The 23,718-nt window shown below is 39.3% G+C and carries 19 protein-coding genes; 8 read left to right on the plus strand and 11 right to left on the minus strand.

Annotation, left to right across the window (positions count from 1 at the left end; translation table 11 throughout):
• A partial coding sequence (locus NCWK1_RS29605; protein WP_103125289.1) for an nSTAND1 domain-containing NTPase occupies window positions 1-2,504 on the minus strand: 2,504 nt, incomplete at its 3' end.
• A gap of 74 nt (window positions 2,505-2,578) precedes the next feature.
• On the opposite strand from NCWK1_RS29605, the gene NCWK1_RS15230 reads away from it, so the two are divergent.
• Window positions 2,579-3,058: a hypothetical protein gene (locus NCWK1_RS15230; protein ID WP_103125290.1), complete on the plus strand. Its 480-nt coding sequence runs from the start codon at window positions 2,579-2,581 to the stop codon at window positions 3,056-3,058.
• A gap of 132 nt (window positions 3,059-3,190) precedes the next feature.
• Complete coding sequence (locus tag NCWK1_RS15235; RefSeq protein WP_103125291.1) at window positions 3,191-4,582, plus strand: hypothetical protein; 1,392 nt, start codon at window positions 3,191-3,193, stop codon at window positions 4,580-4,582.
• Between the two features lie 87 nt (window positions 4,583-4,669).
• Here NCWK1_RS15235 and NCWK1_RS15240 read toward each other — a convergent pair whose 3' ends face one another.
• The 4 genes from NCWK1_RS15240 to NCWK1_RS15255 form a co-directional block, all read right to left on the minus strand.
• Complete coding sequence (locus NCWK1_RS15240) at window positions 4,670-5,590, minus strand: AAA family ATPase (protein WP_103125292.1); 921 nt, start codon at window positions 5,588-5,590, stop codon at window positions 4,670-4,672.
• Between the two features lie 5 nt (window positions 5,591-5,595).
• Window positions 5,596-7,503, minus strand: a complete 1,908-nt coding sequence (locus NCWK1_RS15245) for a Mu transposase C-terminal domain-containing protein (protein ID WP_103125293.1) — start codon at window positions 7,501-7,503, stop codon at window positions 5,596-5,598.
• Between the two features lie 221 nt (window positions 7,504-7,724).
• Window positions 7,725-10,382, minus strand: a complete 2,658-nt coding sequence (locus NCWK1_RS15250; protein WP_245894905.1) for an MASE1 domain-containing protein — start codon at window positions 10,380-10,382, stop codon at window positions 7,725-7,727.
• A gap of 227 nt (window positions 10,383-10,609) precedes the next feature.
• A complete protein-coding gene (locus NCWK1_RS15255; RefSeq protein ID WP_103125294.1) occupies window positions 10,610-11,191 on the minus strand; it encodes a TetR/AcrR family transcriptional regulator in 582 nt (193 codons plus the stop codon).
• Window positions 11,192-11,479: 288 nt separating this feature from the next.
• Here NCWK1_RS15255 and NCWK1_RS15260 point away from each other — a divergent pair, with 288 nt between their 5' ends.
• The 4 genes from NCWK1_RS15260 to NCWK1_RS15270 all read left to right on the plus strand — a co-directional run bounded on the left by NCWK1_RS15260 (window position 11,480) and on the right by NCWK1_RS15270 (window position 15,462).
• Window positions 11,480-13,063, plus strand: coding sequence for a DHA2 family efflux MFS transporter permease subunit (locus tag NCWK1_RS15260; RefSeq protein ID WP_103125295.1), 1,584 nt, complete (start codon window positions 11,480-11,482; stop codon window positions 13,061-13,063).
• 125 nt (window positions 13,064-13,188) lie between these two features.
• Entirely contained in the window at window positions 13,189-13,485 is a 297-nt protein-coding gene (locus NCWK1_RS30415; protein WP_146033993.1) for a DEAD/DEAH box helicase family protein, read from the plus strand.
• Between the two features lie 89 nt (window positions 13,486-13,574).
• Window positions 13,575-14,144, plus strand: a complete 570-nt coding sequence (locus NCWK1_RS30420; protein ID WP_281259126.1) for a DEAD/DEAH box helicase — start codon at window positions 13,575-13,577, stop codon at window positions 14,142-14,144.
• On the plus strand, window positions 14,125-15,462 hold the full coding sequence (locus NCWK1_RS15270) for a helicase-related protein (protein ID WP_187308156.1): 1,338 nt from the start codon (window positions 14,125-14,127) through the stop codon (window positions 15,460-15,462). The genes NCWK1_RS30420 and NCWK1_RS15270 overlap by 20 nt, the downstream gene beginning before the upstream one ends.
• Window positions 15,463-15,537: 75 nt before the next feature.
• On the opposite strand, the gene NCWK1_RS15275 is transcribed toward NCWK1_RS15270, so the two are convergent.
• Window positions 15,538-15,876, minus strand: a complete 339-nt coding sequence (locus tag NCWK1_RS15275) for a type II toxin-antitoxin system PemK/MazF family toxin (RefSeq protein WP_096581733.1) — start codon at window positions 15,874-15,876, stop codon at window positions 15,538-15,540.
• 2 nt (window positions 15,877-15,878) lie between these two features.
• On the minus strand, window positions 15,879-16,124 hold the full coding sequence (locus NCWK1_RS15280; RefSeq protein WP_096581735.1) for a toxin-antitoxin system protein: 246 nt from the start codon (window positions 16,122-16,124) through the stop codon (window positions 15,879-15,881).
• Between the two features lie 155 nt (window positions 16,125-16,279).
• On the opposite strand from NCWK1_RS15280, the gene aroC reads away from it, so the two are divergent.
• The gene (gene aroC / locus NCWK1_RS15285) at window positions 16,280-17,368 is read left to right on the plus strand and encodes a chorismate synthase (protein ID WP_096581737.1); all 1,089 of its coding nucleotides are present in this window, start codon (window positions 16,280-16,282) and stop codon (window positions 17,366-17,368) included.
• 108 nt (window positions 17,369-17,476) lie between these two features.
• Here aroC and NCWK1_RS15290 read toward each other — a convergent pair whose 3' ends face one another.
• The gene (locus NCWK1_RS15290) at window positions 17,477-18,070 is read right to left on the minus strand and encodes a hypothetical protein (RefSeq protein WP_103125297.1); all 594 of its coding nucleotides are present in this window, start codon (window positions 18,068-18,070) and stop codon (window positions 17,477-17,479) included.
• Between the two features lie 266 nt (window positions 18,071-18,336).
• Here NCWK1_RS15290 and NCWK1_RS15295 point away from each other — a divergent pair, with 266 nt between their 5' ends.
• Window positions 18,337-18,597, plus strand: a complete 261-nt coding sequence (locus NCWK1_RS15295) for a SemiSWEET transporter (protein ID WP_096581741.1) — start codon at window positions 18,337-18,339, stop codon at window positions 18,595-18,597.
• A 133-nt stretch (window positions 18,598-18,730) separates the two neighbouring features.
• Here NCWK1_RS15295 and NCWK1_RS15300 read toward each other — a convergent pair whose 3' ends face one another.
• The 3 genes from NCWK1_RS15300 to serA form a co-directional block, all read right to left on the minus strand.
• Complete coding sequence (locus tag NCWK1_RS15300) at window positions 18,731-20,350, minus strand: vanadium-dependent haloperoxidase (RefSeq protein ID WP_096581743.1); 1,620 nt, start codon at window positions 20,348-20,350, stop codon at window positions 18,731-18,733.
• 531 nt (window positions 20,351-20,881) lie between these two features.
• Window positions 20,882-21,796, minus strand: coding sequence for a 50S ribosomal protein L11 methyltransferase (gene prmA, locus NCWK1_RS15305; RefSeq protein WP_096581745.1), 915 nt, complete (start codon window positions 21,794-21,796; stop codon window positions 20,882-20,884).
• Between the two features lie 74 nt (window positions 21,797-21,870).
• Entirely contained in the window at window positions 21,871-23,451 is a 1,581-nt protein-coding gene (serA, locus tag NCWK1_RS15310; protein WP_096581747.1) for a phosphoglycerate dehydrogenase, read from the minus strand.
• Between the last annotated feature and the right edge of the window lie 267 nt (window positions 23,452-23,718).

Raw genomic sequence — 23,718 nt, forward strand, 5'->3', positions numbered from 1 at the left:
GCCTGTTTTTGAGACTCGGCGGCAAATCTCTTGGCGTTAGCTTCCTGATTTTTAGCGTTAATAGCTTGTTGTTTGGCAATAGTTGCCTGTTTTTGAGACTCGTCGGCAAATTCTCTAGCTATAGCTTCTTGTTTGCGAGACTCCAATGCAAAAATTGTTGAAACAACTGCACCTATAGCTACCACTCCTACAAAAGCAGCAACTGCCCCAAACCGCAACCATTTATTTCTATTTTGCTGCTGGATACTTTTCTGCACAAACTTAGATGCGAAATCCGACAGCAAGCCGAGATTTTGATGTTCTTGCAGGTAATTTTCCGCTTCTGTCAACTTTGTACCCGCAAGTAAATAATCTTTAGACCTTTGATTATTTTCCCAATCTTGGGCTGCTGTCTCAATTTTGCGCTCAATACGAATTGCCTCCCGATTTTCACTCAGCCAAGCACGCAGCCTTGGCCAATGGCGAATTAAAGCTTCATGAGCTACATCAACTACTGTTAGTGTTATGTCACTGTTTCCCCGCGCTTGTAGTTCTGATGTCACCACTAATCTGGCATCTGTCAATTTCATCAGCACTTGTTCTACTACTTCTGCTGATTGTTGAGCATTAATTAAATTTGATTTCAGCACCTGTCGGCGGGTGTCTTCTGTTCCCTCACCCAACTGGGTTAACTCAATAAATATCCTTTTAGCAGTCAGTTGTTCTGTTCGGGGGTCGAGTTCCTCATAAACTTCATCTGCCCGTTTTTGCAGCGTGCCTTTAACCCCACCAAGTCTTGTATACTCTGCTAAAGTTAAGCGATTGACTTCGCGCTTACGCCACAATTCAGTCAGAGTATATTGCAACAGAGGTAAACTACCGGGGCCTACTACATCTGCCAGCATTTGTTCTACCAGTTCCCCTTGCACTTCCAAACCAACTTTATATGCTGGTTGAGTAATAGCCTCTCTCAACTCCTGTTGATTCATGGGGGTGACTGTCACCAGATTGTCTTCAATTTTCTGTGCTAGTCCTGCATATTCTTGTTCAGCACATTTACCAAAAAAATCTGCCCGCATCGTTATCACTACCGTTAACTGCGGGTCATTTAATGCTCCTAATAAACACTCAAAAAACTGTTGTCGCTCCTGTTCATCTTTACAGAGCGTAAAAGCTTCTTCAAATTGATCAACCACAAGAATTAGGCGACAAGAATCAGAAGTTTGTAACGCAAGATTTGACAATGTGGTTGCGACTAACGTCGTTAATCCTGTTACACCTTGGTTAATTAATTGGGTAGCTGTCTCTAGGGCAGATAGGAGTTGTTCTATTGGTATCTCATTGTGCTGATTTGGCGAAATTGGTGATTGAACTAAATTCTGATCTTGTTGGGAAGGGAGAATATTCAAAGCCTCTCTCCTTTCAGGGGAGAGGTTTGGAGAGGGGTTTTCTAAATCATCAACAAAAACTCTGGCTAAATTTTTCCGGGGATGTTCACCAGGGCGAAAAATCCGAATTGGCCATTGTTCGCTCCCGCCTAACTTTTGCCCTAAATTTAACTCATGTAATAAACCCGCCTTGACCACACTAGACTTCCCGCTTCCAGAAGCCCCCACCACCGCCACAAAGTTTGATTGTCTTACCTTATCTAAAAGTTTGTCAGTTAAATCAGTACGCCCGTAGAAATATTTGGGGTCTTCATCGTTAAACTCAAAAGCTGCTAATCCCTTATAAGGACATACCCCCGCCAATAAAACAGCACGGTCAATTTTTTCGCCAGTCAGAATAATTTCTCCGCCAGTGTTATAAAAAATCGGACGCTGAATCCCTGTTTTTAGCTGGTGGTTAATTGAGTCAACCAGAGAATAATTTGTTACCCAACTTTCAGCATGATTTTCTGGGCTAAGTGCAGATAATAATGCCCTACTTAAAACCCCATGTTCGCCATTAAACTCTTCGTAAGCTGCTTCAAATTCACGAGAAGCAGCAATAAAACATCTATCTTTCTTGCCTTCTTTGCCAAAAATCCCTGGGTTAGCCTCTTGGAAATTGAGTAACTCCCCGCTATAGCAACAATCTAACCAAACAATCTGTTGCCTGACTGGGGAAGATTGTAAGACTTTACGTAACCAATCTAAAGAAATTCCCCAATCTCCATTCACGGGATAACTATCACTAGTAGCTAAAAAACTTTCACAGATCCCTGCATCATCTTTACGTAATCCATGCCCCGCAAAGAACAGTAAAACTGTATCAGGAATGTACCGTCCAGAGGGATGGAAAAGTTGAATTATAGCTGTTTCCAACTCCGTCTTTTTGACAATATGTTGAGCATCAACAGAACAAACCCCACCCTGGTAAGCAACTGGTAAACGCCGAACACGAAAATTACCGTAAGTTTCTAGAATTTGGGCTATGGCTTCTGCATCAGTTGCAGGCGCTTGCAGATGTGGCGGACGATCCGTTGATTTCGCCATTAAGGTAGGGTAGCGATTAATGCCAACCACTAATGCTTCTCTTGCCATAGCCGCTAATATACGTCTTTAAGTATTAAAGTAAATATGTAATCACAATACCAAAAGTTTGGGTAAATTTCCTCATGACAAATCAAAATATGAACAGTACTTTATTAGCACTTTTACTAGCATTAAAAGATTCTAAAAATCCTTTGAACGAGGCAGAAAAATCAGATTTATCCCAAGCTGCTGAACAGCTGGTCGCTAATTCCAAAGCTTGGGAGGGATTAATCGAACCACGTTTATTAGCAATGATTCAAGCTAACGAAGCCTTGAACCACAATTTTCAGGTAATTAAAACGCAAATAGAGAATTTAGGTGATACAATCCCCTTGAATTTACTACCTACAGAGATTGAACTAGAGCAAGCTGCACCTGTACCAAAAACCCAATTAATACCTCGTGCGCCCCTACAAGTCAGTTCCTCCGACCTGAAAAGCGATGAAATTACCAATATGGCTATTAGAGTTTTGTCAACTAACAATCCATCTGAGACTACTAAAAAGTTAAGCCGTTTTGAACAATTCCAACAATTTTTAAACCAGCAGATTAGCGGCAAATAACAGCTATGTTAAGGGGTTTATATTTGATGATTTTAAGAAATTCTTAGGCTATTTACATTCAACCCCCTTATTTAAGGGGGATTTACATTATCCATCACTCAAGGCTAAACCAGAACTTTCAACTTTCCATGAATGGCTAAAATCATATATCCTACAATTGACCTGTTTCTTTATGATTTGAAGTATAGCTTAGGCGATACTCAAAAAGAAATTGAGCAAAATCAACAAAATTTTTTAAATAAATTACCAGACTACATTGATTCATCATTATTTATAGAAAACCAGCACACTCTAGAAAGTGAGTATGTTCATCTGTTAAAAAATACATCTTTACAGATGAAGCCTCACAATAAACAATATGAAGGTTATTTCTATCCTGTATTACTTGGCGATAGCTATGGGTTACTTATAGACTGTGCTTTAAATAATAAAGTTGACGCTCAACCAACTCAATGTTTTGCCGGGATTAAAGCTGAAATCGAGCCAATATTAAAAGGTCAAACAGCCAATATTGGACAAACTTGGATGCTTTCTGGCTGGCTACCCTTAACTCAGACTAAAAGCCATGAGGAAATTGCTCAAGCTTGCTATGAATCATTTATGCCAGATTTTGATTGGGAAGAAGATTTAGAAGGTAACGGGCATTTCCTAGGAGCAAGTATTTTTGAACTGACTCACAATAATCATCACGTAATTGTCATCATTTACCCTGACGAAAATACTCTGTTAAATATATCAGGTAAATTTTATTCTGATTGGATGCGATTATTTTACTACCGCCACAAAATACTTTGGGCTTATAACCAAAGTCGCCTAGTAAAAAACTATTTGCAAAATTATTTCAGTACAATCAAAGCCGGTAATGATTCTCTGGAACAAGCTAGAAACAAAGACAATGAATTAAATAAATTAAATCAGATATTAGTTAATGTCCAAAACACGCTTAATGATTATACAAAAGAATTAACACTTTTAGATTTTCAGGGTGGTACAATTGATATAAATTTAAGTAATTATGAAAAACGTTTAGGTAGAATTGAACAGAAAGCTAACCGAATTTACCCTAATTCAGCAACAGATTTAGCATTTTTCAAAGAATTTATTAGATTAGCTCAAGATAAATATCGCTTACAAATAACTAAAGATACAGAAAACTTAGAGAGAGGTTTAAAATTATTATCCGATACAATTAATGCTGTTCGTAGTCGAGTTGAAGTAGAAAAAACTGAACGCGATCGCTATTTTCAAAATTTTGTTACCCTCCTAGCTGGAGGATGGGCTTTCGGCTCATTTGTTGCAGGGCTACCAGGATTAGGGGAAAAGAATGATAACCCTGTTAGGTCTACCTTAATCAAATTCAGCAATTTAAAGCTGAGTATACCAGCAAAGCCAAACGAACAAGAACCTTGGTGGTTAATGCCAGCAACAAAGGGTATATATACTCTAAGTGGATTTATTGTTGCTATTGTGCTGCTACTAATTTGGAGACGTTTCTGGAGGCGATACCGTTCACCCGTAAAGTAGGAAATCAATCAAATTATTTGTCTATAGAGAAAAATGTATAAACAGCTTCATAACATCAAATGAAATTTACGGTATAACTAATTTATATTACCCTTTATTCTTAAACGTAACTTTTGGTTTCTTACGTCTGCCAAATTTCATAGTCAGATTAGCTTGATTGAGTTCAAAATTTGGCTCATCTAGTTTCAGGATTGCTATTTTCCGAAGCAAATCATATAAAGGCTCAATCAGTCCCGCAGATTTTAGCTGCAAATAAGAAACCACACTGTTAATTTGCGTAAGGTTTAATCGACCATTTTCTGGCAGAAATTTTGCTTCCCAATCGTCCACAACCTCAATTATTTCTTGCTCAGTTAAATTAGGAAACTCGTATGACTCTAAAAATGAGTCATGAACGCGCACGTATGGAAGGCTTTTCCGTTCCAGAATGTTCTCACTCAAATAGTAAGTCCCAACCAAAATAATGGGGATTCTGAGCTTTGTAAAAACATCAATTAGCTCGTTAAATGCTTCTAACGTTAGATAATCTGCATTACCGATAACGAGCAACTTTACACCATATGGTTTAAGAGTACCCCAGGCACGTGATCGCAAATCTCTTAATGCGCCAACATTAGCAAGTGGATGACCTATTTCTTCCAGAATGGAACAATACAAATCCGTTGGGCTACCATGCTGCTCAATTTCGGCGTAAATTACAGTTGCTGGAATTTCCAACAACGTTCCTCTTCGTTTTACGTATTGCGTCCTGTAAAGTTGACAGGCTTTTAATAACCCAGAACCCGTAGCCGATGTCACATAACCGCAGAGTTTTGCATCACGCTGATCATCAAGCCAGTCAAACAATTCTGTATCGCGGTCTAGAGCAAAATATGTGTTAGCCTTACCAATTCGCTCAACCTCAGCTTGGACTTGGGGCGATCGCCTCTGTTCATCAGCAGGCTGAAAACTTGTACCTACTTGCTGCCGGACTTCTCGATTGCCATGAGCTAAGTTTGTCTCTGACATTGCACTTACCAATTATCTCTCATAAATTGATTCCAATCTTTTACACTTAATTTAGGCCGTCGTTTAGCCTTGGCTGTTTGATTGGTAGCAGGTTTTTCCTGTATAAATTGCTTATCTATAGAATTTACAATGTTTGGTGAATCTGCGTCAAAAGCAGTACTTACTAAAATTTTCTCTGAAGTTGTAACTTCTTCTAGCACTTGATTTTCAGGAAACAACTCAACTACTTTTGATTTATTAGTCTTAACCTCATGTTCTTGTTGAGCTTTTTTACGGCGTTGTCTGTGCTTGTCTTTACGAGTTTGTTCAACATCCTCAAATCTAGATAACCGTTCATTCAAAATAGAAGAATTATCAACTTCCTTGCCAGCATCACGCAATTTTTTCTTAATATAATTCAATTCACCCAGAGACATCCTTTCTTGTTCACAATCTCTAGCGTGTATAACACCAATAAACTCTCCTGGTTCACCATTAATAGGGCGAGTATAAGCCAGAACTGTTGTAATATTACGCTTGTCATATCTTAGAGAAACTTGTTTACCCTCATACTTCAACAAGCAATCTCCTTGATATACCCAACCTAGAAAGTTTACGGAACCATATTTTTCTACATTGCGTATAGCAATCTTCATTAAACAAATATCTAGTTCACGTTCATCAATAACTTGATGTTCTTCCAGTAGAAAACCTGATTTCCATCGCTCAATACGTTTTTGATTTTTTACCCTTGGATAATCATGATGGTTGTAATGGTCTACAAAATATCTGACTAATATTTTATCTAACTGATCAAGCGTTATACAGGCAGTTCTTTCAGCTTCTGGAGGACGTTCCTCAACGCTAGAACCCGTGTATCCACCATATAATGACAAAATTTCTTTATTAATCTTGTCAAATATCGATTCAATTAAACCACCTGCTTGGGGAAATGCACGTAAACGCCGTTTAAAATCCAATTGCAGTGAAATTTGTTTTAAATGTTCTGACTTAAATTCCTTTGCACGGTCTGTCACTATATATTCAGGAATTCCACAAATCTCCCATTTTTCTTGAAGTTCGTACTCTATCGCGTAGTGCTTTGGCAGAATTGCATGACGCAGAGCCAAACCAACTTCATGAGAGCCAGCAGCTTCAAACCCTAAATGAAAACCTGTAACACAACCAGAATAACTATCCATTACCAACGTGATGTATGGACGACCAATAACTTTTTTGTCGTCCTCATAAATTAACAAAATGTCTAATTTAGTATGGTCTATCTGCCAAATCTGGTTACTATGGGCTATTTCTAAATTACCTTCAGTCGTTTGAATAATTTGCCCTTCTATCGGTGAACCAGGATGGCGAACTGTCTTATTTTTTTCTTCTAGATAAAAATTTATTACTTTATAAATAGTGACATGAGAAGGATGCTTTCCTGCTATTAAATCTTTTCGTACTTGAGAGTATTTTTTAAATTTTTCATTATATTTCTGGTCTAGCAGTCTTTCTCCCTGAGAGGCTAAAGCTTTTAAATACCCAAAAATTTGATGATGATTAATCCGGGAACCTTCTCTATGACCCCATTTATGAAGGTTTACAATAAAATCATGCCATTCCTTGGAAATACGATATTGTCCCTTATCCTTACGCCCAACAGCTAAAGTTGCAACTCCTACCTGTTCAACTCTCTCTACCATCCGTTTAATAGTTCGAGTGCTTTTACCAAGGGCTTTGGCTGCATCTGCGATCGCATCTCTACGAGCCGCCTTGTTAGGTGCTTGACAAATAGCATCTATCAAGTCCACCTTTTTTAAGTATTCTGGTGATTCTTCGCTAACTAGCAGATACTCTGTTTCTTTTTCCTCAGTTTGTGCTGTGTCTTCAGTCTCAAATACGGAAAAGGCTTGACTGGTAGACTTTCTGGGCATAATTCATCCTTAAAAAATATGACATCATTTACTTTAAAATTTTATAGTATTTATGACACTATTTAATTTAAAAGTCGCCAGAGAATAATTTTAGACCGAAAATCGCCATAACCCTTTATATATAATAGTTATGGCGATTTAGATGTGGTCTTGCAGAGATGACAATAATTCTTTAAAGTGGACAATAATTATTTAATGGACAACATCACGTTAATTAAGAATTAATCTAAGTTAGCCAAAATTTGCCTGATCGCATTTAGCAATTGTGGTTGTTCAACAGGTTTAATTAAGTGAATTTGAAACCCAGCGGCTAAAGCCTGTTGTTGATTTATCTCACCTGCGTAGGCTGTCAGGGCGATCGCGGGTATTTGTCCGCCTTGTTCGGGTGGGAGGGCGCGAATCAGACGCATTAGCATATATCCGTCAATTCCTGGCATACCGATATCACTTAAAAGTATATCTGCTTTACTGGTTGCAAGAAATTCTAACGCTTGGCTACCAGATGCGATCGCTGTTACTTTAGCACCCAATTGTTCTAATACCACCGTTAAAAACTTTCCCGTATCTAAATCATCATCTACTACCAAAATATGTAAACCTGTTAAATTTAAAGCCTCATCAACGGTTACAGTATTTTTGTTTTGCGGAATAAAATCCAGCATCAAGGGTAATTTAACTGTAAATTTTGCACCCATTCCTTCTCCCAGACTTTCGGCTTGTACAGTTCCACCATGTAGTTCTGTGAGATGGCGCACAATTGCTAGACCTAATCCTAAGCCACCAAATTGACGGGTAATTGTGCCATCAGCTTGCCGAAAATAATCAAATACGAATGGTAAAAACTCTAGACTAATACCCTTACCATTGTCTTGAATTTGAATTTCAGCAAAGGTATCAACTCGTTTTAAAATAATTTCTACTTTACCAGCAGTGGGGGTAAATTTGATGGCGTTGGAAAGTAAATTACAGACTATCTGCTGTAGGCGTTCAGCATCACCTTTAACCCATGCTGTATCAAGATGCAATATTTTTTGTACTTGCAGATTCTTAGCTTCAACAGCTAAAGCAACAGTATCTAGAGACGCATGTAAAATCTCAGTTAAATTAACAGGCTGAAGATTTAAAATTATTTTTCTTTGTTGAATCCGAGAAACATCTAATAAGTCTTCAATAAGTTGAATTTGTAATTTAGCATTACGCTCAATGGTTTCTAGTCCATGCGTTAGTTTATCATCTTCATAATTGCGTCTTCTGAGTAGTGTTACCCAACCTAAAATAGGATTAAGGGGAGTCCGCAATTCATGAGAAAGAACGGCAATAAACTCGTCTTTTATTCTATTGGCTTTTTCAGCTTCAGTGCGGGCAGATTGCTCTCTTGCTAAAAGATTTTCTCGTTCTACTTCTGCTTGTTTGCGCTGAGTAATATCCCGAAAAAATATACCCAGTCCATCTTCAAAAGGGTAAGCATGAATTTCTAACCACATATTTTTCGGCATATATAATGCTTCAAAATGCACAGGTATTGATTCTGCGATCGCCCGACAGTATTCACGCTCAAATTCTTGACCTTGCATTCCTGGCCATTGCTCCCAATAATTTTGAGCAACTATAGTTTCTGGTTTTACGCCCTTAATATTTGCAGCTTGTTGATTAATGTAGGTTATTTGCCAATCTTGATTAACTGCAATAAAAGCATCTGTCATACTTTCTAAAATATTGCTGAGGCGAGTACGTAGAGCTTTTTCGGCTTTTAATAATTTATCTTTTTCTCGATTGGAGTCTTCTAAACGAACATTCGTTTCGACTAAGGAATCATTGAGTTGAATGAGTTTTTCTGATAATTCAGCGCGAGCTTGATATTCTCCTATTCTGAATTTTTCTATCGCCAGTTCTACTTGAACTTTTGCTCTTTCTGTAATGGCAACTCCGACTAATAAAGTCACCATAGATTGTACTAGGAGACTTAATTTGTGAACATGTAAAACTTCTGGCTGTACTGGAAAACGCGGTAATAATATAGCATTAGGATATATTAATAAATAAGAGAACAGCGTTATTAGTATTGAAAATGTAGATATGAGCATCCCTGTAGATACTCCGAAGCGAGTAGCAGCCCACATTACGGGAATAAAGCTCAAAAAAGATAACTGTTGAAACCGAAAATCTGTGTTGCTATTGGCTGAAACTTCCGAAACAGTTACAGATGCAATGCTAATGCACAGAAATAAGATAGTGCTGACTTCCAGTAAGAGAGGACGACAAGCTGGAAATCTGAAACTCGGTGAGGCATAATCTGATGTTTGAGAACGAGATAACCAACCCCACGATTGCAGATAAGGAGTTAATACTAGCAAAATTGTCGGTGTAATCCCCATAATCCCGATCGCATTTCCTAACCACCAATGAGTAATACTGTTAGTTAGGTTAGTAACAGGCATTTTGCCTATGGCTACCCAAGTTAAACTACCGACTACAGCTAAACTAGTGCTGGCTATTAAAGGTACACTCAAGGTAAAAATAGCCGCATCTTTGAGGCTATTAAAGATGAGAGAACCTTTCCAAAGACGACAGTAAAGTAACCAAGCAACTAAAGGTTCTACAACATCGGTGAAACCAATAAATTGCTCCCAACCATACAATCCCCAAAAAGGAGACATGAGGAAAGATGCAAGACCTGTGAGGATGATACCATCTATGCCAAACCAGAAACTGAGGGCGATCGCTACCCCAGATGGCGGAAACCATAAAGAAACTCCTGGCTGAATACGGTAGATCAGCGCCATTCCATGAGCAGCAACCAAAGCTAATAGCCCTAGTGATAAAATCAAAAGCCGTCGATGTTTGGGAGCGACCCTAGCAAATTGCGACAAACGTTGCATAATTGCAAAGAAATGTAGATTGATCAGCCTACCAATATTAGTGCTACTAGTTATACATCTACAGCTTGACTTACAGCACTAGATGCTCCTTAATTTTGGATGAATGGAATGGTAGACACTTCTGGTTTACCAAATATTGTTTTAATTAGGTGAGTTCACACTACTATTGCGGATTAATTTTTTTATAAATTAAGACAGTTCAGTTTACAACTAAAATTTAAGCATAGTTAATTAGTGCCAACACCTTGAATTATCAGTTCTAGAGTCTGGCGCATATAGGTGGCTAATGGTTCTGGTGTCGGTTTAAAGACGAGTGCGTAATAGATTGATCCACTCACAAGGTCAATAATTAAGTCGATGTTAGCATCAGCTTGAATTTCTCCTCTGGACTTAGCACGTTCCATGACTTGTGCAAAGGCATCTCGTCGCGGTTTGGTGTATTTTTTCCAATAGACTTGGGCAAACTGCGGATTGCTAGATGCTGTACTGATAATTAAGGCGAGTGTCTGGCGGCCTAGGGGACTCTGAATTCTTGTTGCTGCATTATCGATCACAATATCCATATCTCCCCAAAAACTGCCAGTATCCGGTATTAATACATCTTCTCTGAGATTCTCGATCGCATCTGCCACTAATTCTTCTTTAGAAGAATAACGCCGATAAATTGTCGTTTTGCCAACACCCGCACGGGAGGCGATCGCTTCTATACTCATACTTTGATATCCAATTTCTGCGAGTAAATCTAGGGTTGCTTGCAGAATTGCTTGGTCTACTTGGTTACTACGTGGTCTACCTAAAGGGTTGTTCATAGAGAGTTAGGAATAGGGATATGAAGTATTTTGGTCTATAGGGTTACATCCAACTTACCAATCACATCAGCTATACCCCCTAGTATTTAGCCTTTCGTTAGGAAAGTTATACCAGCTATTTTCTCTATCTTTAGACAGTCTTTTTCTAGTTTGTGTAGATCCACCCTTGACCTTTCTTAATATGATACGCTACCGTAGCGTAATATATTGATAAGCACAATCATGCCCTAAGCTTTTAGGGCATTTTCTAGAAATTTGCCAGTTTTAATATGATGACTATGTAGAAAAATGGCTGTTACTCAAAGTTCTATTGTTAACCAAGCTGGTTATGTACAGGGGCCGTTAAAGTGGGCGATCGCGTTCTCTGCTGCTCTAGGCGCGATTCTCGAAGTAATTGATACAAGTATTGTCAACGTTGCTCTAACACCGATGCAAGCCAGTTTAGGAGCAACTGTGAGTGAAATAGGCTGGGTAGTCACAGGATATGCGATCGCTAACGTCGTGTTAATTCCTTTATCTGCTTGGCTAGGAGATTATTTCGGTAAAAAAACATACTTCATATTTTCGCTGATTGGCTTTACTATTGCCTCAGTTGTCTGTGGGTTGTCAATTAACCTACCAATGCTGATAATTTCACGCATCGCCCAGGGATTATTTGGTGGGGGATTGTTAGCCAAAGCCCAAGCCATTTTATTTGAAACCTTTCCCCCAGCCGAGCAAGGTTTAGCGCAAGCAGTATTTGGTGTGGGAGTGATTTCTGGCCCAGCAATTGGCCCTACATTGGGAGGTTATCTGACCGACGCTTTAGGCTGGCGCTGGATTTTCTTTATTAACATCCCCTTTGGGATTTTAGCAGTATTCATGTCTTGGACGTTTCTGCCGAAGGATAACAGTAACAAGACCAAGAACCAAGGTGTTGACTGGTTAGGGATTGGGCTTTTAGTAATTGCGATCGGCTGTATGCAAACTGTCTTAGAAGAAGGCGAGAAAGAAGACTGGTTTTCTTCTGGGTTTATTACCAGTTTGGCTGTCGCTAGTGTTTTAGGGTTGGGACTATTTATTTGGTGGGAACTGAAAACCACTCATCCCGCCGTTGCATTGAGAGTTTTGCGTCACCGTTCTTTAGCTGCGGGAAGTTTTTTATCTGCAATTGTGGGGATGGGATTGTATGGTGCGCTGTTTGCTGTGCCGATTTTCGCCCAAAGTATCCTGCACTTTACAGCCACACAGACAGGATTATTGTTAGCGCCTGGTGCTTTAGCCTCAGCGGTTGTGATGATTATGCTAGGGAAATTGTCTACCAAAATCGATGCCAGATTATTAATTGCGATCGGTGGTGTAGGAACCGCCTTTGTCATGTTTGACTTGTCCAATCTGACTGTGCAAACTGGTACAGATGATTTATTTTGGCCTTTGGTCTGGCGGGGAGCCTTTACAGTATTGATGTTTTTACCCTTGAGTTTGGCAACTTTAGGGCCTTTACCCAAGCAAGATGTTTCTGCTGGTTCCGGCTTTTACAACCTCACCCGACAACTAGGGGGTAGTGTGGGTATTGCCATCCTCACCACTTTGTTAGATAAACGCGAAGCCTTTCATCGCGCGATTTTATCAACTAACCTGACTCCTTATGATTTTGAAACCAATCAGCGCCTCAATTTGCTCACTGGCGCAATGCAAAGCCAGGGAATGGATGCAACAACTGCTCAACAACAAGCTTTAGCTTTACTTCAGCAAACAATTAATACTCAAGCGGCTGTTTTATCATTTGCAGATATCTTTCGAGTTGTCGGAGTAGCGTTTCTTTGCTCATTACCGTTGCTGTTATTCTTAGGTAAAGGCGGTGCAGGCGCGAAAGCCCCAGTCGGACATTAATTTGATCATTGATGATCTCAGTTTGGGAATACTGTCAATTAGGTTGCTAGATTACTGCGATTTGTTCAGAGATTACCAGTTACAGAGTCTACCCTAAAGTACAGTTTTTCCAGGAATTTACTAATATGAAAACTGCTCAAGTTCAATACTCAGGTCGGCTCAACGTTGAAAGGGGTGAGCATCCCAAAGAGTTATATGCCCACCAGAATGAAGCAATTAAGGCACTAAATCAAATTAATCAAGCTCCCTTTGAAGGTTTGCTAGTTCTTCCAACAGGTGGTGGAAAAACATTAACAGCAGTTCATTGGCTATTACGTAATTTTATTAACAACAAGAAAAAGGTTTTATGGATTGCTCATCGTCATGAATTACTTGACCAAGCACTTGAAACAGTTATGCTTAGTGCTATTCAGCATTATTAAGTAATGTATCAGGATTTAGATACCGTATTATCTCAGGTCATCCTAAACATGGAAGACCTGTACACATTGAACCAGGCGATGACATTATCATTGCTAGTAAAGATAGTCTAAACAGTGGTCTTGATCACTTGTTAAATAACTGGGTTCGTTATTTGCCGGAACTTCTTTTAGTTGTAGATGAAGCTCATCATGCAACAGCAAAGACTTATCGTAAATTAATTAAAGCTGTTAAAGATGAAATGAAATCACAAGGTCATGAAAATGGTTTTAAAATGTTGGGACTAACAGCTACACCCTTCCGAACAGATGAGAGTGAAAAGGGTTTACTAAAATTAGTTTTTCCTGGCGATATCATTTATTCAGAACACTTGAGGAACTTAATTAATAAGGGAATTCTTGCTGAACCTGTTTTTGAAAATTTAGAAACGAAGATAGCAATAAATAAAAAATTGACAGCAAGAGACATAAAAAATATTGAAGACTTTGACAAACTACCGAAAGACATTGCTGAGGAGATTGCAAAATCGCATGAACGTAATGGTATAATTGTTAGCCATTATCTTAAAAATAGTGAAAAATACAAACCTCTGCTAATTTTTGCAATTGATATCATTACATGCAATTTCATTGAACAAATTGTTGAAAGACAAAGGCGTTAATTCTGATTATGTTGTATCTTCAGTTAAAGATGCAAATACAGGTACGACAATTTCTGCCAAAGATAACTCAGAAAAAATCAAAAAATTTAGAAATGGTGAACTTGAAGTTTTGATAAATGTAGAAATGTTAACCGAAGGAACAGATTTACCTAACGTACAAACTGTTTTTCTTACACGACCTACTGCATCTACAATATTAATGACTCAAATGATAGGACGTGCCTTACGTGGTCAAAAAGCAGGTGGCACAGAAAAAGCCTATGTAGTCAGTTTTATTGATGACTGGGAAGACAAGATAAATTGGGTTAATCCAGCAAAACTTGATCCAGAAAATGCCGAATTTATTGATAAAGATGTCTCATCTAATAATAGGGCTGCTCAACGTATATCTATTGAGATGATAGAGGAATTCGCTCGGATTATGGATGAATCTATTGATACTACGAAAGAAGTAGAGTTAGAGTTTTTAAAGAGAGTACCTATTGGAATTTATCATTTCTCTATTCTCGAACCCTCAGAAGGATATGAGCCTAATTCTATACCTTATGACGTGCTGTTATATGACGATACCGAAGAAGTATACGACAACTTTGTAAACGATTTAAAGTTACTATTTCAAAGGATCGACTTAAAAGACAGAGAAATATTAACTGATGCAGAGCTTGAATATCTGTTGTCAACTGCCAAGCAAATTTATTTTACTGAATGTCAAAATTTGCTGGGCTATAGAGATGAAGATGTAAAAAATATTTTGCGTTTCTATGCTCAAAAGGAGATTCCGCCAGAATTTTTGGCCTTTAGCGAGAGAAGAAAATGTGACTTATCTATTGTAGCAAGACATATCTACGATAATTCTTTAGGCGGTAAAGCAAAAACTGATTATATCAACTCGCTCTGGAATGATAAAAAGTCTTTTTGGCAAGTTTTATTTAGCTATAACAAACTATATTTCATCAATCAGCTGGATATTGAAATTAATAAGATTGAATATCCAGATTTATACTATAAAGTATCTGTATCAAGACCATCTGTAATTCCTGACATTGTACCTATAGAGAAGTTAACTCTATATGAAATTAAAGAGCGAGATATTCTTGAATACATAAAAATTAAAAAAGCTGTATTCGCAAAGCACACAGATGTTAGAGGATTTATCTCTTGTGCAATTAGCGGATTTAAAAGCCAGATGAGGCGAGATTTTCAGATTGATCACATTAAACCCATGTCTGAGGGTGGTTTAACTATGGTAGAGAATCTGCAAGTGCTGTCGCGTAAAGCCCATCAACAGAAAACCCGTGTAGAGAATATCAAGCGATAGTATTTTAGGCTATATATGTAGCCGTAGGTTGTACATCAAATATTCATAAAATTTAGACGGAGCAATCTACGACTACTACAATCCCATCAATATTCGTAGCCTGTCTTCTACTTCAGTCAGGATAATTGACGATACTATACCCAAACGCTGTTCCAGGCGTTCTACAGAAATTGATCTGACATCTTCGCACTTGATAAAGCTTGTTACTTTCAATCCTCCTTCTGGAGGGTTAACTTTTACATGAAATGGAATACCTTTATCTTTTGAAGTGATTGGCAACACCACTACTAAACCAGATGCACCTTGATTAAACAAGTCTACTGATATTACCAGACAGGGGCGTTTTCCAGCTTGCTCATGACCTTTCACAGGATTCAGGTTAGCCAGCCAAACTTCACCTCTGACAATTTGCATCACTACTCCTCAATTCCATCAGCTACAGTTTGATCCCAAGTTTGCCTCTCTGCAAGCTCTTCTTGCCAAAGTGTTTGGTTTTGCCGTAAAGCAGTAAAAGCCTGGTTAGCTTCTGCTAAAAAAACGTATCTACGGTAATTCTCAATCGCTCTATCTAAAACCTTTTGAATTGATTCACCGGAGGTTTCTGCCAGTTTTAATAGAGATTGATGACTAGCTTCACTGATATTAACTGTCAACTCAGGCATTGCTCAATCTTTTAAGGACTACAAGGCATTGTAACCAAACCTCATCCAAATCTTTGCAGTTTGGTAGGAGAATTTTTAGTTCTGAGTTCGTGAAACTTAACATTTGCCAAAACTCTCGGTAGAATACATAAGCCTTATCCTTTTTCCTCACAATCATGGGCAATACTTTTGGGCATCTATTTCGCATCACTACTTTTGGTGAATCCCACGGCGGCGGGGTGGGAGTTGTAATTGATGGTTGTCCGCCGCAACTGGAAATCACCGCAGAAGAAATTCAGTTTGAGTTAGACAGAAGGCGACCAGGGCAAAGTAAAATTACCACGCCACGCAAGGAAGCAGACACCTGTGAGATTTTGTCTGGGGTGTTTGAGGGAAAAACTCTGGGAACACCGATTTCGATTTTGGTGCGAAATAAAGATACCCGTCCGCAAGACTATGACGAGATGGCGGTGAAATATCGCCCTTCCCATGCGGATGCAACTTATGATGCTAAATACGGAATTCGGAATTGGCAAGGGGGCGGTCGGTCTTCGGCACGGGAGACAATTGGTAGAGTTGCCGCAGGTGCGATCGCTAAAAAAATTCTCAGACAAGTTGCTAATGTAGAAGTGATTAGTTATGTCAAGCGCATCAAAGATTTAGAAGGCATAGTTGACCCTAATACTGTCACTTTAGAACAAGTAGAAAGCAACATTGTTCGTTGCCCTGATGAAGAATGCGCTAATCGCATGATTGAATTAATTGAGCAAACTGGCAGACAAGGTGATTCTATCGGCGGTGTGGTGGAATGTGTCGCCCGAAATGTGCCAAAAGGTTTGGGTGAACCAGTCTTTGATAAATTAGAAGCCGATCTTGCCAAAGCTGTGATGTCGCTTCCTGCTAGTAAAGGTTTTGAAATTGGTTCTGGTTTTGCTGGAACATTATTAACAGGAATTGAACATAACGACGAATTTTATATTGATGAAAATGGTGAAATTCGTACTGTAACTAATCGTTCTGGTGGTATTCAAGGCGGTATTTCTAACGGCGAAAATATCATTTTACGAGTGGCTTTTAAACCAACAGCTACTATTAGAAAAGAACAAAAAACAGTCACGCGTGAGGGTGAAGAAACACTATTAGCGGCAAAAGGCAGACATGATCCTTGCGTGTTATCCCGTGCAGTTCCAATGGTAGAAGCTATGGTGGCGCTGGTTTTGTGCGACCATTTATTGCGGCATCACGGACAGTGTCAGGTGTTGTAGTCAGTTTAATCAGTTTAAGGTTGCTTAAGGTTGCCAATCACCGGAAGCACATAGCTTTTGTCCGCTAACTAACTCAACAACTGCTTAACTTCCGGTAGATTGGGATTTTTAGACAGAGGTCTTCGAGTATTTTCGCCGACCAAGCATAAATCCAAAAATTACCAGCCCAAGTATCAACGTTAATAATAATGAAAACGTCCCTATTGTGTTTGCGTATGGTTTAATAAAATCCAACAATACAATCAGAACAAAAATTATCCATGATAATACAAATAAAATCGGAAAACTGGAAAATGGAAGCATCCTTAATAACCAGTTAGGAGGGGTGCCAGATATAGGTGGATGATTCTTATAGCGCTCTCCTATCCGTTCCACCCACCAGCCGCGCAAAATTTCTGTTTGAATTTCCGCAGCGCGAAGAGCAAGCCGTAAATAGAGACTTACAAAAATACCAGTGGCTGCTAATCCAGAAAGAAGATATTGATAAAATGCTCTCAACTCATATTGAACATCTGTTTTTGTAGAAGCTTGAAAAACTAAAGCAAAAGCCGCAAAAAGAAATCCTTGAGAAGTTAGCATCCATGTAACACGATGGTTAGTTAATTGGTCTTCATGCTCAATGGCAGAGCGAACACGTTTCCAATCCACAATCTCATCATCATGAAATTCATTCCATTGAACTCCATTGGGAAGTTTTCTCATACTAAATTTTCTCTCTAATCTCTAAAAATCAAGCTTTTCTAGACCAGTAATGTCTTTGCTTAAATACCTAATTATATAGAGATTTTTCCTCTTTACTTAAATTGAATTTGTTTAAGTAGCTGATTACCTTGGTCAATATTAAGTAGGGTGTATCACGGCTTTAGATCTGAAAGCACCCAAGAATCATGAATAACTGGGATTTTGCAATATTAATCTATGTTAATATATGTTCGTCGCATATAATTGACTGCTATTAGTCACATCTAATGGACTTTTTGACAATTTTAGGATTATTTGCTGGGGCATTAACTACCATCGCATTTTTGCCCCAAATGTTTAAAACCTGGAAAAGCAAATCAGCGAAAGATGTTTCTTTTGTGATGCTGATTACATTTATGAGTGGATTATTGTTGTGGTTAGTTTATGGCATTGCTTTACAAGCTTTACCAATTATTCTTGCCAATGCCATATCATTTATTTTTAACCTGATAATTTTATGTTTAAAAATTAGATATAAAGCAAATTAAATTAAACAGGTTAAATGTATCACTTATAGGATTAAATATGGCAAATTAAATCCATTACTAATTGTAATATTCCCCTCAGATTTCTCTGAGGGGAATTATTAATTATGAACTACTTGTGATGATTAACTAGAGATTAATCATCTTTTTCTACCATTAAATATTTAACTTCTTCAGGGGATATTTTGATTGTCTGACCATCAAATTTAGTCAGGGTAAAGAAATGATTTTCGTTAAAGGTAATTGACTGTTCTTGCAGCAAGCCAATTGCGATCTGTTCACCCAGTTTCAGGGACTCTGTATAGTCGCTGCGCCAGTGAACACCAGCAGCATCACGAGCAAGTGAAATGTTAGCTGCAACTTTGTTCAGTTCCCCTCCTACAGTTAGCTTATCTGCACCAACGCCATTATATGGAACTAACTCAGTCCCTTCAGCGTTAGGAACTACTGGCTGAGGTATTACCCAAGACTCATCAAACCAAGCTTTGAGAATGGTGACACAAGCACCAGCAACCGTAGCGTGTCCAGCACCGTAGGCAGGATGGGTGGGAGAACCTTCTGGGAAGGCCATTGGTAGCAGATAAGTACCGTAACGGCTATGAACTTTTTCTAAGGCGCTGGAGCGCAAAACTTCCTCATTAATGGGATATTTTGCACGTCCAGTCAATTGGTTGTGAACTAGTCCAGCAAATGCTTCAGGACGCAAGCGACGATGTACGAACCACTTTTGGAACCACACAGCTTTCAGAGCGCGGGTTGCTACTTCAGTGACAAGGCTGAGAATGTGAGGCCCACCAAAAGTACCGAACCCGATTTGAGTCTTAGAGTTTCTGTAGGGATTACCCTGATCTACGGGAGCATTTAATCCCAATAGAATTAGACAAGCATTGAGGTAAGCTTCGTAAAGTGCATCAACGTGGACATATTGACCGATGTCTCGCAGATTGCGAATATAACGAGGTGTGGGATCAAAAACATCTTGTTTAGCTGCACCACCATTCTGAATACTTAGCCAAGAGTTGTAATCTGTTAAGTAATCAATATTTGGCGCTACAGTTTTTTGCCTTTGAGAAATGGTAAGTGAACCGTAGGGAATATCTTTCAACAAAAATTGAGAAATGTATGGGCCTACTAAGTCACCAGGATAAATACCTCGAAAAATAGTAGCTGGGGTAACTTTTCCGTCAATTTTCGGCGCACGACAATCAGATAATTTTGATAAGTCACCTACTGCTTCTGCCACTAGGGGGTTATTTGTATATTCGGTAAAGTTAATATCCCGTAGTAGCGCCATCCAGTAAAGTTCTACCATTTCCCCAGAGTTTTGCGCTGAGTCAATGCGAGGCGCTGGGGGTATGGCGAGTGCATGGCCGTCGGGGCCTTGTAAATCAAAACCTAAACCTGCTTGGGGGTTGGTCAATTTACGACCGCCACCTAACTGAATAGCTTCAAAGTCTTGTGGTTTGCCACTTTCGAGAGCTTTGAGTAGAGATTGATAAGCTTCTGGTTGGACTTCTCCTAGTTCGTTATGTGGCAAACCTTTAGAGAAGTTGGCAATATAGTTAGGTTTTCCATTTGCACCGCGATAATCTTGTTCTTCTCCATTACAAATATGCTCGGCAGCACCTCGGTTAAAGGCTATTTGTGATGCTTCACGGCGAATTCTGCGAGATGATCTCCGGCGCTGTTTATTGTTTTCGGGGCCTAGTTCTTGACATTCTTGGCGAGAAGGGCGCTCTTTATTGTCGTTATTCATGATAAGTTCTCCAGTAGATTTAATTTGTTTGTGCGAGTTAATTGATCACAAATATTCCTGTAAATATTGATAAACTTATATTTGCCAATAATGGTTAAAGCAAACCTCAAATATCTAATTATGTAGAGGTTTTAAATGATTTATGTCAATTCAGATATGGCAATATTTTTGTCAATATTTCAGGTAGTACTTGATGAATAAACCATACTTGTGACAGCGAGCAAAAGTAATTTCTTTTGACTTATGAAACTAGTGTGTTTTATTCACATCTATATCTACTGTTTATCTTTGAACCATTTCGGAAATGAAGATGATTTTTCTAATTTTTTAATATTTAGAGTTTGTATAACATCGGAGAGTAATTTTTGCTGATCAATTGGATAAAAGGTATAGCTACAAATTTGAAATTAGCTATTTCAGATAAAATTGTGATGAAAATATATATCAAAAGATAGAGGCACAATTACTTGTACCTCTGCTAGTAAATTTATGGAATTGAGATTTTTAGCACCAGCTATAGCTTTTGATTAATCAAGAACGGCGCACATTTAAACAACACCATTCTTTCTTCTTCCATAGTGCAGCCACAACCCAACCATGTTTTTCTAATACATCTGCAACAGATTTTGATTGCTCTAATAAAATGCCGCTAAAGATAGCCCAAGTGCTAGGTTTAGCGATCGCAGTTATTTCGGGAACCAATTGAATAATCACGTCAGCTAAGATATTACAGACGATGCCATCTACTGGTTTCTCGATAATTTTGCTCAAAACATCTACACTACCTTCGGCGGGAATCAGGCGTTCTAGGCTCACGTTATTGAGAGCGCAGTTGCTAAAAGTTGATTGCACCGCTAGGGGATCATTATCCACCGCATAGACTTTTTCGGCACCTAGCAAAATTGCACCGATGGATAAAATACCAGAACCGCAACCGATATCTGCAATTATCACTGGTTCTCTTTCTTGATTCCCCACAAACGATTGGGGAACCTCACTCAAGCGCATTTCTAGGGCTTCTAAACAAAGTTGAGTTGTGGCATGATTCCCCGTACCAAAAGCCACACCGGGATCAAGGAGAATCACTAATCTGTCTGTTTCTGGCATTGGTAGCCATGCAGGGTTAATCAAAAAGCGATCGCCAATTTCCTGGGGTTGCCAATATTGCTTCCAGCTACTCGCCCAATCTTCTTCATCTATTAATTGCCAATGCAAGCTAGGCGCAGACATTCCTACACACAAAGCATCTTGGCGCAACCGTAACGCCAATGCGGCCAAATCTAATAACTGCGCTTGAAATTGCGGTAAGTAAGCCTTGACTAACGAAGAATTTCCTTTGCGTTCACTTGCTGTCCCCCGACTACCAAAATCTTCCAGTCGCCAAAAGATAGAATCTTCTAGCTCTGGTTCACATAAAATTTGCAGTTCCCACCAAGTGTTTGCCATAAAAAAGTTAAAAGTTTAAAGGCAAAAGGCAAAAGAAATAGAGTTCTTTTTACTTTTGCCCTTTTACTTTTGCCTTATAAAGTTACTGTATACGCGTCTCGAATTCCCTGTACTTTGGTGATTTCAGCCAAAATGCCATCGGGTAAGGGGTCATCAATACTCAAAGCCATTACCGCATCACCCCGGACGATTTTCCGTCCTACCTGCATACTAGCAATGTTGACGTTAAAACTACCGAGGAGAGAGCCGAGTTTACCGATAATCCCTGGCATATCACGGTGTAAGGTAAACACCATGTGTTTACTGGGTGGAACGTTAATTGGGAAGCCATCAACGTCTGTTAAGTGAATTTCTTTTTCACCTAACAAAGCACCTGTAACTGAGTGAGTACCTAAAGTACCTGTGGCTTCCAAACGCAGAGAACCAGCGTAGTCGCGCACAGAAGCATCTCTGGTTTCAATGACGCGAATTCCCCGTTCTTTGGCTTCGATGTTGGCGTTGACGTAATTTACCCGTTCCCGCAGAGCTTGGTGAAGTAGACCTTTTAAGGATGCTACTACCAAAGGCTGGCTCTTATTAGTTGCGAGTTCTCCTTGCAGTCTGACAGTTAGTGTTTCGACTCTACCACCAGCTAACTGACCGACCAAGTTACCTAAGGTTTCTGCCAGCTGCATGTAGGGTTTGAGTTCTTCTAAGACATCGGGGCCAAGTCCGGGAATGTTGACGGCGGAACGTGCAGGGAGTCCCAGTAGTACATCGCGGATTTGTTCAGCAACGTCAATGGCTACATTCACTTGAGCTTCTGTGGTGGAGGCTCCTAAGTGGGGGGTGAGGATGGCTTCTTTACCGAGCGATCGCAAATCCGATTCACCCAGAGGTTCTGACTCGAACACATCCAAGGCTGCACCAGCAATTTTACCTTCTTTGATGGCTGCGGCTAAAGCTGCTTCATCAATAATTCCACCGCGAGCGCAGTTAATAATCCGCGCGGTGGGCTTCATTTTTGCCAGAGTTTTGGCATTGATTAAATGGGTAGTTTCTGGGGTTTTGGGAATGTGGAGTGTGATGTAGTCAGCTTGCTGCATGAGCAAATCCAAGTCTACTAACTGACAGCCAATTTGCTCGGCTCTCTCGTTAGAGATAAAGGGATCATAAGCGAGTAATTTCATCCCCATTGCTTTAGCCACAGCCGCCACATGGGAGCCAATTTTACCTAACCCGACAATACCGATAGTCTTTTTGTAAACTTCTGCACCTACAAAAGTTTTACGATCCCATTCACCACGTTTAACAGAAGCGTTAGCATCAGGAATGTGGCGAGATAAAGACAACATCATTGCCAGTGCGTGTTCTGCCGCTGCGATCGTATTCCCTTCAGGAGAATTAACTACCACAATTCCTTTGCGTGTAGCAGCAGGCACATCAACATTATCCACGCCAACACCAGCACGACCAATAATTTTTAACTGTGTGCCGGCTTCAATAATTTCTTCTGTTACCCTTGTACCAGAACGAATCATTAGCGCATCGTAATCACCAATAATTTCAATTAATTCTGCGGATTTTAGACCAGTTTTGACATCAACAGTAGCAACTTGGGATAAGATGTCAATCCCAGCTTGGTCAATAGGATCGGAGACGAGAACCTTGGACATGATTACTTCATTTAAATCTATAGGTTTTGCTGCACAAGACTTTTTAGTTTAGTCTTTATCCGCTGCAATTCAGCAAAAATATTCGCTTACTATCAACTTAGATTGCCATCAACTTAGATTGCCTAGTTTGTGCTGTTGATATTAGAGTGTCAGGTAAAACAAGAAAGCGACTGGCGCAGGCGGGGGGATCAGAATAAATATTTTGATACTTCTTAGACATCTTCTGAAAACAACGTCTATGGAGCAATCCAAAATCCAAAATTTCAA

The sequence above is a fragment of the Nostoc cycadae WK-1 genome (assembly GCF_002897135.1).
GTDB lineage: Bacteria > Cyanobacteriota > Cyanobacteriia > Cyanobacteriales > Nostocaceae > Nostoc_B.